Below are 14160 nucleotides of genomic sequence, written 5' to 3' on the forward strand. Positions count from 1 at the left end.
CGGGCCTCGCGAGAAGTTCACCGACGCACGTCCCGAAGGAGGCAGGCCGGTGGATTCCCGCACGGAGGCGGACACGGACCCAGCCATGGAGGTGGCCGGCGCGACGGACGCGGCCGTGGGGGAGGGGGTGGCGGAGGCGACGGATCCGGCCACCGGGGTGAAGGAGGCTGAGGTGACGGATGCGGCCATGGGGCCGGGTGCGGGTGAGAGGGACGGTGAGACGGGTGGGGCGGCGGAGACTCCGGGGGCTCCGGGGGCTCCGGAGGTGACGGAGGCGGCTGCCGATCCGGCCGGAGCGGCCCCCGCCGGAGCGCCTCCTGCCGGGTCCGTGTCCACCGGGTCCGTGTCCACCGGATCCGTGTCCACCGGGTCCGTACCCGCGGAAGCCGCCCCCGTGGAGACTCCCGCGGCCCCGTCCTCCAGACCGGCTCCCGGGCCCGACGCCGGGTCCGGAACCGAAGGGCGGGACAGCGTCCGCCGGTCGAGTCTGCCCGGCAATCCGCGTGCGGCCGCGGCAGCGCGCCAGTTCGTACGGGCCGTCCTGGCCGACTGGGTGACCCGGCCGCTGCCCGGCGCGGACGCCATCGGTGACCGCCTCGCCGACGAGGCGGTCCTGCTGGTCAGCGAGCTGGTCACGAACGTCGTGGTGCACGCGGGCACCACCGTGGAACTGCTGTGCCGCCTGGAGACGGAGCCGGACGCGGGCACGGAGGCAGGAACGGACGCGAGTACGGGCGCGAGCGCCGACGTGGACGCGGGCGCGGGCGCCGACGCGGATTCGGATGCCGCTGACGCAGACACGGACACGGACAAAGCCCCGAACCCGAACCCGAACCCGGACCCGGACATGGACCCGAACCCGGACGCGGGCCCGGCACCGGACCCGAACCACCCCCGCACCGCAGTCGTCATCGAGGTCTCCGACCACCACCCCGCCCGCGCCGTACGGGCGCGCCAGTCGGCCTCCGCGAACGAGAGCCGGGGCCATGGCCTGCAACTGGTCGGCGCCGTCGCCGAGTCCTGGGGCATCACGTACCGGCGCGACCTGAAGACCGTGTGGTTCCGGCTCCAGGCCGGTCCGCGGCACCACGCCTACGGGCCGCCGGCCCGGTTCTCCCACCACGACCTGGAGCTGCAGCGCGGCCTGCGCGCCGCCGAACTGCTCGCCCCCGCGCCCGTCCGCCGCTCCCCGGCGCGGCGGACCGAAGCCGACTGGATCAACCACGGCGCCCTGTCCTTCCTCGCGGAGGCGTCCGACCTGCTGTCCGGGCAGCTCGACGAGGAGCAGGTGGCGCTGCTCGCCGCCCAGTTGGTCGTACCGCGCCTCGCCGACTGGTGCGCGGTCTGGCTGCACAGCGGCGGCCGGGAAGGCACGGGCGAGGCGCCGCGGCTCGCCCGCGTCTGGCATTCCAGCGAGAGCCGTATCGACGCCCTGCGCATGGCTCTGGAGAAGGAGCCGCCGGTGATGCCGGTCCCCGGCCCGCAGCGGGAGGGCGCCGGGGCCGCCGTGCCGTGGCCCTGGCCGCAGGAGCCGAGCGGGTACGGGCCCGGGGGCGCCGCGCTGGCCTGCCGGCTGGTGGCGGGCGGCCGCGACCACGGCACGCTGCTGATCGGGCGGGCCGGGCTGATGCGCTTCCCCGACGAGGTCGTGGGCCTCATGGAGGACCTGACCCGCCGGGTCGCGCGGGCCCTGGCCACGGCCCGCGCGTACCGGAACCAGGAACGGATCAGCCAGGTGCTCCAGCGCCGTCTACTCCCCAGGGGCCGGCCCGCCGTTCCCGGCCTGGAGTCCTCCGTGGTGTACGAGCCGCGTGAGGGCGCCTGGGCGGGCGGTGACTTCTGGGACCTGTTCTACGCCGGGAACGGCCGCTGGTGCTTCGCCCTCGGCGACGTGTGCGGCAACGGCCCGGAAGCCGCGGCGGTCACCGGCCTCGCCCGCCCCGTCCTGCGGCTGCTGGCCCGCGACGGCTTCGGTGTCGGTGAGGTGCTGGACCGGCTCAACAAGACCATGGCGCGCGAGGCCGCGGACTCGGTGGCCGCCGTCACGGCGGCGGTCGCCGCCGCGGGCAGCGGCCTGGAGCCCTCCGTCGAACTGCGCGCCGAGGGCGAGCAGACCCGCTTCCTCTCCCTCCTGTACGGCGAGATCGAGCCGCACGCCGACGGCACGGCGGGCGCCCGCTGCACCCTGGCCAGCGCCGGTCACCCGCTGCCGCTGGTCCTCGGCACGGACGGCGCGGTACGGATCGCCGCCGCGCCGCAGATGCTGGTCGGAGTGGTGGAGGACACATCGTACGAGTCCGAGTCCTTCGAGCTGGCCCCCGGCGAGACGCTGCTGTGCGTCACGGACGGGGTGACGGAGCGGCGCTCGGGCCACCGTCAGTTCGACGACGATGACGGCCTGGCCCACCACTTCGCCGCCTGCACCGGCCTGGGGGCCACCGCGGTCGCCGAACACATCCGGCGGGCGGTGCACGCGTTCGCGGACACGCCGCCGGACGACGACCTGGCGCTGCTGGTGCTTCAGGCGACCGGGCAGCGGTAGCGGCCGGGGCGGGCGGAGGCGGCCGGGCGGAGGCAGCGGCCGGGGCGGGCGGAGGCGGCCGGGTGGCACCCTGTCCCGGCCGCCCGCAGCCGCTCCCCTCCCGATGCCGGACAATGGAACACATGCCTTCCGCACTCCCCGACGGTGAGCCCATGCCCGAAGACGGGTCGCTGCCCGGTCACGCCCTGACGGGGGCGGCCGCCCGGCCGCTCGGGTTCTACCTGCACGTGCCGTACTGCGCGACGCGCTGCGGCTACTGCGACTTCAACACGTACACGGCCACCGAGCTGCGCGGCTCGGGCGGCGCGCTCGCCTCGCGGGAGAACTACGCGGAGACCGTCGCCGAGGAGATCCGGCTCGCCCGCAAGGTGCTCGGCGACGATCCCCGGCCGGTCGAGACGGTCTTCGTCGGCGGCGGCACGCCGACCCTGCTCCCGGCCGCCGACCTGGGACGGATGCTCGCCGCGATCCGCGACGAGTTCGGACTGGCGGACGGCGCCGAGGTCACCACCGAGGCCAACCCGGAATCCGTCGACCCGCGCTACCTCGCCGAACTGCGGGAGGCCGGCTTCAACCGGGTCTCCTTCGGCATGCAGAGCGCCCGGCAGCACGTCCTGAAGATCCTGGACCGTACGCACACCCCGGGCCGCCCGGAAGCCTGCGTCGCCGAGGCGCGCGCGGCGGGCTTCGACCACGTCAACCTGGACCTGATCTACGGGACGCCCGGCGAGTCCGACGACGACTGGCGGGCCACGCTGGACGCGGCGCTCGGCGCGGCGCCCGACCACGTCTCCGCGTACGCGCTGATCGTCGAGGAGGGCACCCAGCTGGCCCGCCGGATCCGGCGCGGCGAGGTGCCGATGACCGACGACGACGTGCACGCCGACCGCTACCTGATCACCGAGGAGGCGCTGTCCGCGGCCGGCTTCCAGTGGTACGAGGTCTCCAACTGGGCCACGACGGAGGCGGCCCGCTGCCGCCACAACGAGCTGTACTGGACCGGCGCGGACTGGTGGGGCGCGGGCCCCGGCGCGCACAGCCACGTGGGCGGCGTCCGCTGGTGGAACGTGAAGCACCCCGGCGCGTACGCACAGGCACTCGGCGAGGGCCGGTCGCCCGGCGCGGGCCGCGAACTCCTCTCCGACGAGGACCGCCGCGTCGAACGCATCCTCCTCGAACTCCGCCTCGCGGCCGGCTGCCCCCTCGGCCTCCTCGCCCCGGCGGGCGCGAAGGCCGCCGCCCGCGCCCTGTCCGACGGCCTCCTGCAACCCGGCCCGTACGAGCAGGGCCGCGCCGTCCTGACCCTGCGGGGGCGGCTGCTGGCGGACGCGGTGGTGCGGGATTTGGTGGACTGATCACTCGGCCGGGTGAAGGGCGGGCGTAGTCGCGGCCGGCCCTCCGGCGCGTCCCTAGGCTGCGATCGATGCACGTGAGGGGGGGCGGAGGGGGCACAGGGATGAGCGACGTGGGCGGTCGGCCGATCGCCGACGTGGCCGGGTTCTTCCGGCGGCTGGACGTTCCGGAGGGGAGCAGAAAGGAACTCCTCTGGGGCGAGATCCTGATTTCGCCGGCGCCTGACCGCGCCCACGACCACATCGTCGCGTCCGTGGCGGATCAGATCCCGTACGAGTGCCGGCGCCGTCAGCGGGCGCCGGATGTCCCGTCCGCGCGGGAGGGAAGCGAGCCGCAACCGCCGATTTCGCGCTCCCTTGTCGCCTTCTTCGAGGGACTGGAGGTTCCCGAGGGATACAAGGCGGAGCTTCTGCGCGGACAGATCGTGCTGTCGGGGGGCGCCGAAGAGGTGAGCGAGCCTGAGCCGGACCTGGTGGTCCTGGAGCGCGGCGCCGGTCCCGCGTCCGGTCGGCGCATGCCGTCCGAGGCGGTCACGATGCTTGTCGAGGTCGTCTCCGAGACCAGCGTCGACCGTGACCACCGCGTCAAGCGCAACATCTACGCCGCAGGCGGGATCCCCGCCTACCTGATCATCGATCCCACCGTGGCGCAGTGTGTCCTGCTCACCGAGCCCACCGGCATCGGTGACCACGCCGACTACGCGGTGCAGCTCACCACCAAGTTCGGTACTCCCATGCCACTGGACCTCCTCGGCGTCCAGTTGGACACCACCGCATTTCAGTCCCTCCCCAACGCCGGGCCGGCCCGTTCGTAGCGGCGGACGGGCTCACCGGGGGCCTGGACGGTGGCGGCCGGCGGCGGCAGGCCGTGGCGCTTGAGGACGCAGTGGGCGGAGGGTGCCACACCGGTACGGACGGCCGGTCGCAGCGGGCCGGCGTGGTGTTCGCCTCGCAGGCGGATGACCTGGTCCTCCACCGCTGCGGGCGTGCGGTGCGGCTGGTGGCGGGGTAGCGGAGCCGACGCCGCTCACCCCGGCGCCGTGACGAAGTCGATCAGTTCCTCCACCCGCCCCAGCAGCGCCGGCTCCAGCTCCTTGTAGGAGTGGACGTGGGAGAGGATGTGCTGCCACGCCGCCCCGGTGTTCTCCGGCCAGCCGAGGGCGCGGCAGACGCCGGTCTTCCAGTCCTGGCCGCGGGGGACGGACGGCCAGGCGGGGATGCCGACCGCGGCGGGTTTCACCGCTTCCCAGATGTCGATGTACGGGTGGCCGACGACCAGGACGTCCTCGTCGGTGACCGAGGCCGCGATGCGGGACTCCTTCGAGCCGGGGACGAGATGGTCGACCAGGACGCCGAGGCGGGCGTCCGGGCCGGGGGAGAAGGAGCGGACGATGGCCGGGAGGTCGTCGACGCCTTCGAGGTATTCCACGACGACGCCCTCGATGCGCAGGTCGTCGCCCCAGACGCGTTCCACCAGCTCGGCGTCGTGGCGCCCTTCGACGTAGATGCGCCCGGCGCGGGCGACCCGTGCGCGGGCGCCGGGGACGGCCAGGGAGCCGGAGGCCGTACGGGCCGGTCCGCGTGCGGCGGGGCGCGAGGAGGGGCGTACGAGGGTGACGGGCTTGCCGTCCAGGAGGAAGCCGCGCGGGGGCATCGGGAAGACCCGGTGTTTGCCGAAGCGGTCCTCCAGGGTGACGGTCGGGCCTTCGGCGGTCTTCTCGCAGCGGACGACCGCGCCGCAGAACCCGGTGACGGCTTCCTCGACGACGAGGTCCGGCTCGGCCTCGACCTCGGGAGCCGGCTGCTGCTTCTTCCACGGCGGGGTGAGGTCCGGGCCGTACTCTCTGCTGCGCATTGGACAGACGATAAGAAGGGATGGCCGGTCAGTGCCGCGACACGCCGAAGCGGCGGCTCAGCGCGTCGCGTTGCTCACGGACGAATCGGGCATCCACGACAGCTCCGTGCCCGGGTACGTACACCGCGTCCTCGCCGCCGAGGGCCAGCAGCCGGTCCAGGGCGGCGGGCCACCGGCCGGGGAGCGCGTCCGGCCCCGCCTGGGGCTCGCCGGACTCCTCGACCAGGTCGCCGCAGAAGACGACCGCGGGCGAGCCGTGCGTGCCGGGGACCAGGACGACCAGGTCGTGCGCGGTGTGGCCGGGGCCGACGTTGGCGAGCAGGACCTGCCGGTCGCCGAGGTCGACGGTGCGTTCGCCGGACACGAGGTGGTGCGGGGTCACGAGCAGGTCGGTGGCCTCCGCCGCGGCGTCCGGGTCCACGCCGTGCGACACCGCGTCGCGCCGCAGGTCGTCCTGGGCGCGCGGCAGGAACTCGTCGAGCCCGGCCGCGCCGAAGACCTGGACGCCCGCGAAGGCCGCGGTGCCCAGGACGTGGTCGAAGTGGGGATGGGTCAGCGCGACATATGTCACGTTCCGTCCAGTGATGTCGCGAAGTTGACGGCGCAGCTCGGCACCGTCCCGGATCGTCGCGCCGGTGTCCACGATCAGCACGCCGGACGAGCCGACGACGGCGCCCACCGTCTCGTCCCAGCCGGGCATCCGGCGCCGCCCGACGCCCGCGCCGAGCCGTTCCCACCCGGCCTCTTCCCAAGTCGTACGCATACCGAGACGCTAGCCGTATCGCGATAGCGTTGCCCGCCGGACCGGGGGGTTCCGGGTGCCCGCCGCCGCCCGCGGTACGCATTTCGCGGGAGCCCGGAGTGCGACTTGGGTACCGCCGCCCTTGCCCTGCCCGTGCGACCCGGCCGTACACTTGGTCAGGGTCTGGCACTCGGACCTGATGAGTGCCAGGGAAGACGACCCGGAAGAACCCGGCCGCGCGCCGGTGACACGGCCGGACTGGAGGTGTGCGCGATGCTCAGTGAACGCAGACTCGAAGTGCTGCGCGCCATCGTCCAGGACTATGTCGGGACCGAGGAGCCGGTCGGCTCCAAGGCGCTGACCCAGCGGCACCAGCTCGGTGTCTCCCCCGCCACGGTCCGCAACGACATGGCCGCGCTGGAGGACGAGGGCTTCATCGCCCAGCCGCACACGAGCGCCGGGCGCATCCCGACGGACAAGGGCTACCGCCTCTTCGTCGACAAGCTGGCCGGCGTCAAGCCGCTTTCCAGCCCCGAGCGGCGCGCCATCCAGAACTTCCTGGACGGCGCCGTCGACCTGGACGACGTCGTGGGCCGCACGGTACGGCTGCTGGCGCAGCTGACCCGGCAGGTCGCCGTCGTGCAGTACCCGTCGCTGACCCGGTCCACGGTGCGGCACGTGGAACTGCTGTCGCTGGCGCCGGCCCGGCTGATGCTGGTACTGATCACGGACACCGGCCGGGTCGAGCAGCGCATGGTGGACTGCCCGGCGCCGTTCGGCGAGACCTCCTTGGCGGACCTGCGGGCGCGGCTGAACAGCCGCGTGGTGGGGCGGCGGTTCACGGACGTGCCGCAGCTCGTGCAGGATCTCCCGGAGTCCTTCGAGCAGGAGGACCGGGGCACGGTCTCGACAGTGCTGTCGGTGTTGCTGGAGACTCTGGTGGAGGAGACCGAGGAGCGGCTGATGATCGGCGGCACCGCCAATCTCACGCGCTTCGGGCACGATTTCCCACTGACCATCCGGCCGGTGCTGGAGGCCCTGGAGGAGCAGGTGGTGCTCCTCAAACTGCTGGGGGAGGCCAAGGACTCCGGCATGACCGTACGCATCGGGCATGAGAATGCCCATGAGGGCCTGACGTCCACATCGGTCGTCGCGGTCGGCTACGGTTCGGGCGACGAGGCAGTCGCCAAACTCGGCGTGGTCGGACCGACCCGCATGGACTACCCCGGAACGATGGGAGCGGTACGCGCAGTGGCACGTTACGTCGGACAGATCCTCGCGGAGTCGTAAGTGGCCACGGACTATTACGCGGTCCTGGGCGTACGGCGCGATGCCTCGCAGGACGAGATCAAGAAGGCTTTCCGGCGGCTGGCCCGCGAGCTGCACCCGGATGTGAACCCGGATCCGAAGACCCAGGAGCGGTTCAAGGAGATCAACGCCGCTTACGAGGTGCTCTCGGACCCGCAGAAGAAGCAGGTCTACGACCTCGGCGGCGACCCCCTCTCGCAGGCGGGTGGCGGCGGCGGGGCCGGCGGCTTCGGCGCGGGCTTCGGCAACTTCTCCGACATCATGGACGCGTTCTTCGGTACGGCGTCGCAGCGCGGACCCCGGTCCCGTACGCGGCGCGGCCAGGACGCCATGATCCGGCTGGACGTCGAACTGGACGAGGCGGCCTTCGGGACCACCAAGGACATCCAGGTGGACACCGCCGTCGTCTGTACGACCTGTTCGGGTGAGGGCGCGGCGCCCGGCACCTCGGCGCAGACCTGTGACATGTGCCGCGGCCGCGGTGAGGTCTCGCAGGTCACCCGGTCCTTCCTGGGCCAGGTCATGACCTCGCGGCCGTGTCCGCAGTGCCAGGGCTTCGGCACGGTCGTGCCGACCCCGTGCCCGGAGTGCGCCGGCGACGGCCGGATCCGCTCCCGCCGTACGCTCACGGTCAAGATCCCGGCCGGTGTGGACAACGGCACCCGTATCCAGCTCGCGGGCGAGGGCGAGGTCGGCCCCGGCGGCGGCCCGGCCGGCGACCTGTACGTGGAGATCCACGAACTGTCGCACCCGACGTTCCAGCGGCGCGGCGACGACCTGCACTGCACGGTCACCATCCCGATGACGGCGGCGGCGCTGGGCACCAAGTGCCCGCTGGAGACGCTGGACGGCATGGAGGAGATCGACATCCGGCCCGGCACCCAGTCCGGCCAGTCGATCCCGCTGCACGGCCGCGGCGTCACCCACCTGCGCGGCAACGGGCGCGGTGACCTCATCGTGCACGTCGAGGTCATCACGCCGTCCAAGCTGGACGCGGAGCAGGAGGAGCTGCTGCGGCGGCTCGCCAAGCTGCGCGGCGAGGAACGCCCGACGGGGCAGTTCCAGCCGGGGCAGCAGGGGCTGTTCTCGCGTCTGAAGGATGCGTTCAACGGGCGGTAGGCGGTTGTTGTGCCGGGGGGTCCGGGGGTTGTCCCCCGGGCAGGTACCGTCAGCCGGGGCAGCAGGGGCTGTTCTCGCGTCTGAAGGATGCGTTCAACGGGCGGTAGGCGGTTGTTGTGCCGGGGGTCCGGGGGTTGTCCCCCGGATGGGCACGGCAACGGGTGGTGACCCCCGTACGGAACATGGCGGCGGCCGGGCTTTTCAGCCCGGCCGCCGTTCGTCGTCCGGTGCCCCCGAAGCCCTCGGTCCCGCCCGAACTGCCCTGATCGCCGGACCTGTTTGATCTTGGTGGGTCCGGGCCCGGTTCGGGACCCCGCGTGCGGCGTGACACGATGTGGTCATGCCCACAGCGCTGACCGATCTCTGCCGTCATCCGATCGCGCAGGCCCCCATGGCAGGCGGCGTCGCCCGCCCGGAGCTGGCCGCCGCCGTCAGCGGCGCCGGCGGACTCGGCTTCCTGGCCGCCGGGTACAAGACCGCGGACGGCATGTATCAGGAGATCAAACAGCTGCGCGGGCTCACCGACCGCCCCTTCGGCGTCAACCTCTTCATGCCGCAGCCCGCGCTCGCCGACAACGCCGCCGTCGAGGTCTACCGTGAGCAGCTCGCGGGCGAGTCGGCCTGGTACGAGACACCGCTGGACGACATCGACCCGTACGAAGGTGTCGACGACGGGTACGAGGCGAAGCTCGCCATCCTGCGCGAGGACCCGGTGCCGGTCGTCTCCTTCCACTTCGGGTGTCCGTCGCGCGCCGTCCTCGACGGATTCGCCAAAGTCGGTACGTTCACGATCGTCACCGCCACCACGGCGGCCGAGGCGCAGGCCGCGCAGTGGTCCGGCGCCGACGCGGTCTGCGTCCAGGGCATCGAGGCCGGCGGCCACCAGGGCACCCACCGCGACGACCCGCAGGCCGACGGCACCGGCGCCGGGGTCGGGCTGCTGTCGCTGATCGCGCAGGTGCGGGAGGCCGTGCAGATACCGATCGTCGCGGCGGGCGGTCTGATGCGCGGCTCGCAGATCGCCGCGGTGCTGGCGGCGGGCGCGTCGATGGCGCAGCTCGGTACGGCGTTCCTGGTCACCCCGGAATCCGGCGCGAACCCGTTGCACAAACAGGCGATGACCAACCCCCTGTTCACGCGTACCGAGCTGACCAGGGCCTTCTCCGGACGCCCGGCCCGCAGCCTGGTGAACCGTTTCCTGCGCGAGCACGGCCCGTACGCCCCGGCCGCCTACCCGGCCGTGCACCACCTCACCTCGGGCCTGCGCAAGGCCGCCGCCAAGACCGGCGACGCGCAGGGCATGGCGCTGTGGGCGGGCCAGGGGCACCGGATGGCGCGGCAGCTGCCGGCCGGTCAGCTGGTCGAGGTGCTGGTGGCCGAACTGGAGGCGGCGCGCGCCGGATCGGTCCGGGAGGACGCGCGCGACTTGGCCGTGCCGGAGGGCTATCAGGCCGGTCCGGGGCTCCCGGGCGAGCTGGGAGGTGCGCTGTGACGGCGCCGGTGTTTCTCGTCGAGAGCGTCCCGGGCGCGGGGGAGACCGTGCTGGACGGGCCCGAGGGGCGGCACGCGGTCTCCGTACGGCGGCTTCGCGCGGGCGAATCCGTGGTGCTGACGGACGGGCGCGGCAGCGGCGCGGTGGGCGTGGTGCGGGCCGCCGAGGGCAAGGACCGGCTCGTCGTCGACGTGACCGGTACGCAGACCGAGCCGGAGCCGGCGCCGCGCATCACCGTCGTCCAGGCCCTCCCCAAGGGCGACCGCGGCGAACTGGCCGTGGAGACCATGACGGAGACCGGCGTGGACGCCGTCGTCCCGTGGGCCGCGTCCCGGTGCATCACGCAGTGGAAGGGTGAGCGGGCCGCGAAGTCCCTGGCCAAGTGGCGCAACACCGCCCGCGAGGCGGGCAAGCAGGCGCGCCGGCTGCGCTTTCCCGAGGTCGCCGACCTGATGTCGACCAAGCAGGTCGCGGCGCTCCTCGCGGAGGCGGACTTCGCCGCCGTACTGCACGAGGACCGCGACGCGGGCAGTGCCCCGCTGGCCGCCGCCGAACTGCCGTCGAGCGGGCGGATCGTGCTCGTGGTCGGCCCTGAAGGGGGCGTGTCTCCGGAGGAGTTGACGGCCTTCGAGGAGGCGGGCGCCAAGGCGTACCGGCTCGGGTGGAGCGTCCTGCGGACGTCGACGGCGGGTACGGCGGCCACCGCGCTGCTGCTGGGCCGTACCGGCCGCTGGAGCTGACCCGGGCCTTCCGGGCCCCTGGCGCGGGAGAGGCGACGGACGACGGCGGGGCCGCGGCGCGCGTGTCGCCGCGGCCCCGCCGCTCACCGCTGCCGCCGGATCAGACCAGCTCGGCGTGGAGGGTGATGTTCTTGACGCCGGCCAGCGCCTGGCTCACCGGGCAGTTCTTCTTCGCGTCCTCGGCCGCGGCCTGGAAGTCCTCCTCGGACAGGCCGGGCACGCTGGCCTTGAGGGTCAGCACGATGCCGGTGATGCCCTCGCCCGGCTGGAAGGTCACGTCGGCCTTGGTGTCCAGCGCCGCGACGGTGTAGCCCTTGCCGGCCAGGCCGTGCGAGAAGGCCATCGAGTAGCAGGACGAGTGGGCCGCCGCGATCAGCTCCTCGGGGCTGGTGACGCCGTTCGGCTGCTCGGCGCGGGCCGGCCAGTTCACGTCGAACGTGCCGACGTTGGAGGAGGCGAGGGCGACCTGGCCCTTGCCCTCCATCAGGTTGCCTTCCCAGTGGGTCTGCGCGGTGCGGGTCGTTGCCATGGTGGATGACTCCTGGTCGTGGGGTGATGGCGGGCTGTGCCGGATCAGCTTAGTGAAGTCGGCGCGGTGCTCCGCGTGCCCCGGAGCGGCGGGCGCACACTGGCCGAGCCGGGACTGTTGGTCCGGGGGCCGGGGTGGGACGCTGCCGGGCATGGGGTCCATGGGGCGCTTACGAGACGTACGGACACGGCTCGCGCGGACCGGCAGGTCCCGGGCCGGATCGACCCGGCGCGGCCGGCTGCTCGCGACGGTGGGCGCCGCGGGCGCGGCGGTCGTCGCGGTGACCGCCTGTGAGCCGGCCGGCGGACTGAACACCTCGTCGATCGCTTACACCACCGATCAGGCGGGGACCGTGGCGCTGGAGCGCATCGGCGTGAACGTGAGCTGGCTGAGCTGTACGGCGACCGTGCCGCGGGACCAGCAGGCCACGGGCAACGCCACGGCCACGGCGTCCCGCCACACCGTCGTCACCGTCGACTGCCAGGGCCAGACCGCTCGGGGCAGCAAGATCACCATCACCGGCCGGGTCACCTCCGAGGTCGACGGCCGCTGTGTGCGCGGGCGGCTGACCGCTCGGGTCGCCGGGCAGGTCGTCTTCAAGGTGGGCGTGCTCGGCAACTGCGACGAGGACGAGCCGACCGGCACCCCGCGCCCGACCGTCACCCACACCGTCCAGCCGCCCAGCAGCGGCCACACGTCCCACGAGCCGCCGTACACACCGCCCGTCACCGTCACGGTCACGGCTCAGCCGTCGGATCCGGACCCCGACCCGGACCCGGACCCGTCGCCCAGCGAAACCTGCTCGGACGACTCGCACGACCACGACGGCCAGGGCGACCACGACGGCCAGGACGGCCAGGACGGCCAGAACGACAACGGCCAGAACGACAACGGCCAGGACGACGGCGGCAACAACCACGACGACGGCAACAACCACGACGGAAACGACGGCCAGAAGCAGACCTGGGCCGCCGAACACTGACCACCGTCCGGCGCGCCGCCCCGGGCTCCTCCCGCCTCCGGCCCGGCCGCCGCACCACCGCCCACGGGCGGCCCGGTAACATCCGGTCCCGTAGACGTGATGGTGATGTGACACGGCACGGTACGGGCGGCCCGGCTCCGGACGGACGGGGGCGCCGCGTACCGGCCGGCGACCCGGGAGGAGCCCACCGGTGGCGGGAGAACCGCAGGCCGACTGCCTGTTCTGCAAGATCGTGGCAGGCGAGGTGCCCGCGACGATCGTGCGGGAGACCGAGACGACCGTCGCTTTCCGGGACATCAGCCCGCAGGCACCGACGCACGTCCTGGTGATCCCCAAGGTGCACTACGCGAACGCCGGGGAGCTGGCCGCTGCCGAGCCGCGGATCGCCGGTGAGGTGCTGAGCGAGGCCGCCGCGGTGGCCGCCGACGAGAAGGTCGACGCGACCGGCTACCGGATCATCTTCAACACCGGTCCGGGCGCCGGCCAGACCGTCTTCCACGCGCACGCGCACGTGCTGGGCGGCCGCGACCTCCAGCGCCTGGTCTGACCGGGGCGAAGGAGCCGCAGTCCCGTGTCCGTACGCGAGTTCGTCGTCCTCGGCACCGCCAGCCAGGTGCCCACCCGGCACCGTAACCACAACGGCTACGTGCTGCGCTGGGACGGCGAAGGCATCATGTTCGACCCCGGCGAGGGCACTCAGCGGCAGATGCTGCGGGCCGGGGTCGCCGCGCACGACCTGCACCGGCTCTGCGTCACCCACTTCCACGGTGACCATTCGCTGGGGCTCGCCGGCGTCATCCAGCGGATCAACCTCGACCGGGTGCCGCACCCGGTCACCGCGCACTACCCGGCGAGCGGGCAGCGGTTCTTCGACCGGCTGCGGTACGCCACCGCCTACCGCGAGACGGTACGGCTGGGCGAGGAGCCGGTGGCCGCCGACGGGGTGCTGGCCCGTACCCCGTCGTACGTCCTGGAGGCGCGCAGGCTCTCCCACCCGGTCGAGTCGTTCGGCTACCGGCTCGTCGAGCCGGACGGGCGCCGGATGCTGCCGGAGCGGCTCGCCGCGCACGGCATCGCGGGACCGGACGTCGGCCGGCTCCAGCGCGAGGGGGAGCTGAACGGGGTCACCCTCGACGACGTCAGCGAGGTACGGCGGGGCCAGCGCTTCGCCTTCGTCATGGACACCCGGCTGTGCGACGGGGTGCACGCCCTCGCCGAGGGCTGCGACCTGCTGGTCATCGAGTCGACGTTCCTCGACGAGGACGAGCGGCTGGCCGCCGACCACGGGCACCTGACGGCGGGCCAGGCGGCGCGCGCCGCCGCTGACGCGGGCGTGCGCCACCTGGTCCTCACCCACTTCTCCCAGCGCTACTCGGACCCCTCGGAGTTCGAGCGGCAGGCGCGGGCGGCCGGGTTCGCGGGCGAACTGACCGTCGCCCGCGACCTGATGCGCGTCCCGGTGCCCAAGCGCGCCTGAAGAGCTCCTGGCCGCGGAATCG

The 14160-nt window shown here is 73.4% G+C and carries 13 protein-coding genes; 10 read left to right on the plus strand and 3 right to left on the minus strand.

The window, feature by feature from the left end; translation table 11 throughout:
* Nucleotides 1-49 precede the first annotated feature (49 nt).
* The 3 genes from OEIGOIKO_RS28080 to OEIGOIKO_RS28090 all read left to right on the plus strand — a co-directional run bounded on the left by OEIGOIKO_RS28080 (nt 50) and on the right by OEIGOIKO_RS28090 (nt 4709).
* Nucleotides 50-2542: a SpoIIE family protein phosphatase gene (locus tag OEIGOIKO_RS28080; RefSeq protein WP_371858975.1), complete on the plus strand. Its 2493-nt coding sequence runs from the start codon at nt 50-52 to the stop codon at nt 2540-2542.
* A 122-nt stretch (nt 2543-2664) separates the two neighbouring features.
* Nucleotides 2665-3897 (plus strand): radical SAM family heme chaperone HemW, encoded by a 1233-nt coding sequence (gene hemW, locus OEIGOIKO_RS28085; RefSeq protein ID WP_125056324.1) that lies wholly within the window; start codon nt 2665-2667, stop codon nt 3895-3897.
* A 341-nt stretch (nt 3898-4238) separates the two neighbouring features.
* Entirely contained in the window at nt 4239-4709 is a 471-nt protein-coding gene (locus tag OEIGOIKO_RS28090) for a Uma2 family endonuclease (RefSeq protein WP_246178135.1), read from the plus strand.
* 212 nt (nt 4710-4921) lie between these two features.
* Here the strand turns inward: OEIGOIKO_RS28090 and OEIGOIKO_RS28095 are convergent, their stop codons facing one another.
* Nucleotides 4922-5749: a DUF3097 domain-containing protein gene (locus OEIGOIKO_RS28095; protein ID WP_125056326.1), complete on the minus strand. Its 828-nt coding sequence runs from the start codon at nt 5747-5749 to the stop codon at nt 4922-4924.
* A gap of 28 nt (nt 5750-5777) precedes the next feature.
* A complete protein-coding gene (locus tag OEIGOIKO_RS28100; RefSeq protein ID WP_125056327.1) occupies nt 5778-6512 on the minus strand; it encodes an MBL fold metallo-hydrolase in 735 nt (244 codons plus the stop codon).
* A gap of 252 nt (nt 6513-6764) precedes the next feature.
* Between OEIGOIKO_RS28100 and hrcA the strand changes: the two genes are divergently transcribed.
* The 4 genes from hrcA to OEIGOIKO_RS28120 all read left to right on the plus strand — a co-directional run bounded on the left by hrcA (nt 6765) and on the right by OEIGOIKO_RS28120 (nt 11150).
* On the plus strand, nt 6765-7781 hold the full coding sequence (gene hrcA / locus OEIGOIKO_RS28105) for a heat-inducible transcriptional repressor HrcA (protein WP_030021995.1): 1017 nt from the start codon (nt 6765-6767) through the stop codon (nt 7779-7781).
* Nucleotides 7782-8918, plus strand: coding sequence for a molecular chaperone DnaJ (gene dnaJ, locus OEIGOIKO_RS28110; protein ID WP_031001929.1), 1137 nt, complete (start codon nt 7782-7784; stop codon nt 8916-8918).
* 340 nt (nt 8919-9258) lie between these two features.
* Nucleotides 9259-10410, plus strand: a complete 1152-nt coding sequence (locus OEIGOIKO_RS28115; RefSeq protein WP_125056328.1) for a nitronate monooxygenase — start codon at nt 9259-9261, stop codon at nt 10408-10410.
* Nucleotides 10407-11150, plus strand: coding sequence for a 16S rRNA (uracil(1498)-N(3))-methyltransferase (locus tag OEIGOIKO_RS28120; protein WP_125056329.1), 744 nt, complete (start codon nt 10407-10409; stop codon nt 11148-11150). The genes OEIGOIKO_RS28115 and OEIGOIKO_RS28120 overlap by 4 nt, the downstream gene beginning before the upstream one ends.
* A 100-nt stretch (nt 11151-11250) precedes the next feature.
* Here OEIGOIKO_RS28120 and OEIGOIKO_RS28125 read toward each other — a convergent pair whose 3' ends face one another.
* Nucleotides 11251-11679 (minus strand): OsmC family protein, encoded by a 429-nt coding sequence (locus OEIGOIKO_RS28125; RefSeq protein WP_125056330.1) that lies wholly within the window; start codon nt 11677-11679, stop codon nt 11251-11253.
* Between the two features lie 160 nt (nt 11680-11839).
* Here OEIGOIKO_RS28125 and OEIGOIKO_RS28130 point away from each other — a divergent pair, with 160 nt between their 5' ends.
* The 3 genes from OEIGOIKO_RS28130 to OEIGOIKO_RS28140 all read left to right on the plus strand — a co-directional run bounded on the left by OEIGOIKO_RS28130 (nt 11840) and on the right by OEIGOIKO_RS28140 (nt 14138).
* A complete protein-coding gene (locus OEIGOIKO_RS28130) occupies nt 11840-12661 on the plus strand; it encodes a hypothetical protein (protein ID WP_125056331.1) in 822 nt (273 codons plus the stop codon).
* Between the two features lie 190 nt (nt 12662-12851).
* Complete coding sequence (locus OEIGOIKO_RS28135; RefSeq protein WP_031001933.1) at nt 12852-13208, plus strand: histidine triad nucleotide-binding protein; 357 nt, start codon at nt 12852-12854, stop codon at nt 13206-13208.
* Between the two features lie 24 nt (nt 13209-13232).
* Nucleotides 13233-14138 (plus strand): ribonuclease Z, encoded by a 906-nt coding sequence (locus tag OEIGOIKO_RS28140; RefSeq protein ID WP_125056332.1) that lies wholly within the window; start codon nt 13233-13235, stop codon nt 14136-14138.
* The last annotated feature ends 22 nt before the right edge of the window (nt 14139-14160 follow it).

It is taken from the genome of Streptomyces paromomycinus (genome assembly GCF_003865155.1).
Classification (GTDB): domain Bacteria; phylum Actinomycetota; class Actinomycetes; order Streptomycetales; family Streptomycetaceae; genus Streptomyces; species Streptomyces chrestomyceticus.

Coding starts and splice junctions, on each gene's coding strand:
- hrcA (WP_030021995.1), top strand. CDS start 6,765: ATGCTCAGTGAACGCAGACTCGAAGTGCTGCGCGCCATCGTCCAGGAC.
- hemW (WP_125056324.1), top strand. CDS start 2,665: ATGCCTTCCGCACTCCCCGACGGTGAGCCCATGCCCGAAGACGGGTCG.
- OEIGOIKO_RS28100 (WP_125056327.1), bottom strand. CDS start 6,512: ATGCGTACGACTTGGGAAGAGGCCGGGTGGGAACGGCTCGGCGCGGGC.
- OEIGOIKO_RS28130 (WP_125056331.1), top strand. CDS start 11,840: ATGGGGCGCTTACGAGACGTACGGACACGGCTCGCGCGGACCGGCAGG.
- OEIGOIKO_RS28115 (WP_125056328.1), top strand. CDS start 9,259: ATGCCCACAGCGCTGACCGATCTCTGCCGTCATCCGATCGCGCAGGCC.
- OEIGOIKO_RS28095 (WP_125056326.1), bottom strand. CDS start 5,749: ATGCGCAGCAGAGAGTACGGCCCGGACCTCACCCCGCCGTGGAAGAAG.
- OEIGOIKO_RS28125 (WP_125056330.1), bottom strand. CDS start 11,679: ATGGCAACGACCCGCACCGCGCAGACCCACTGGGAAGGCAACCTGATG.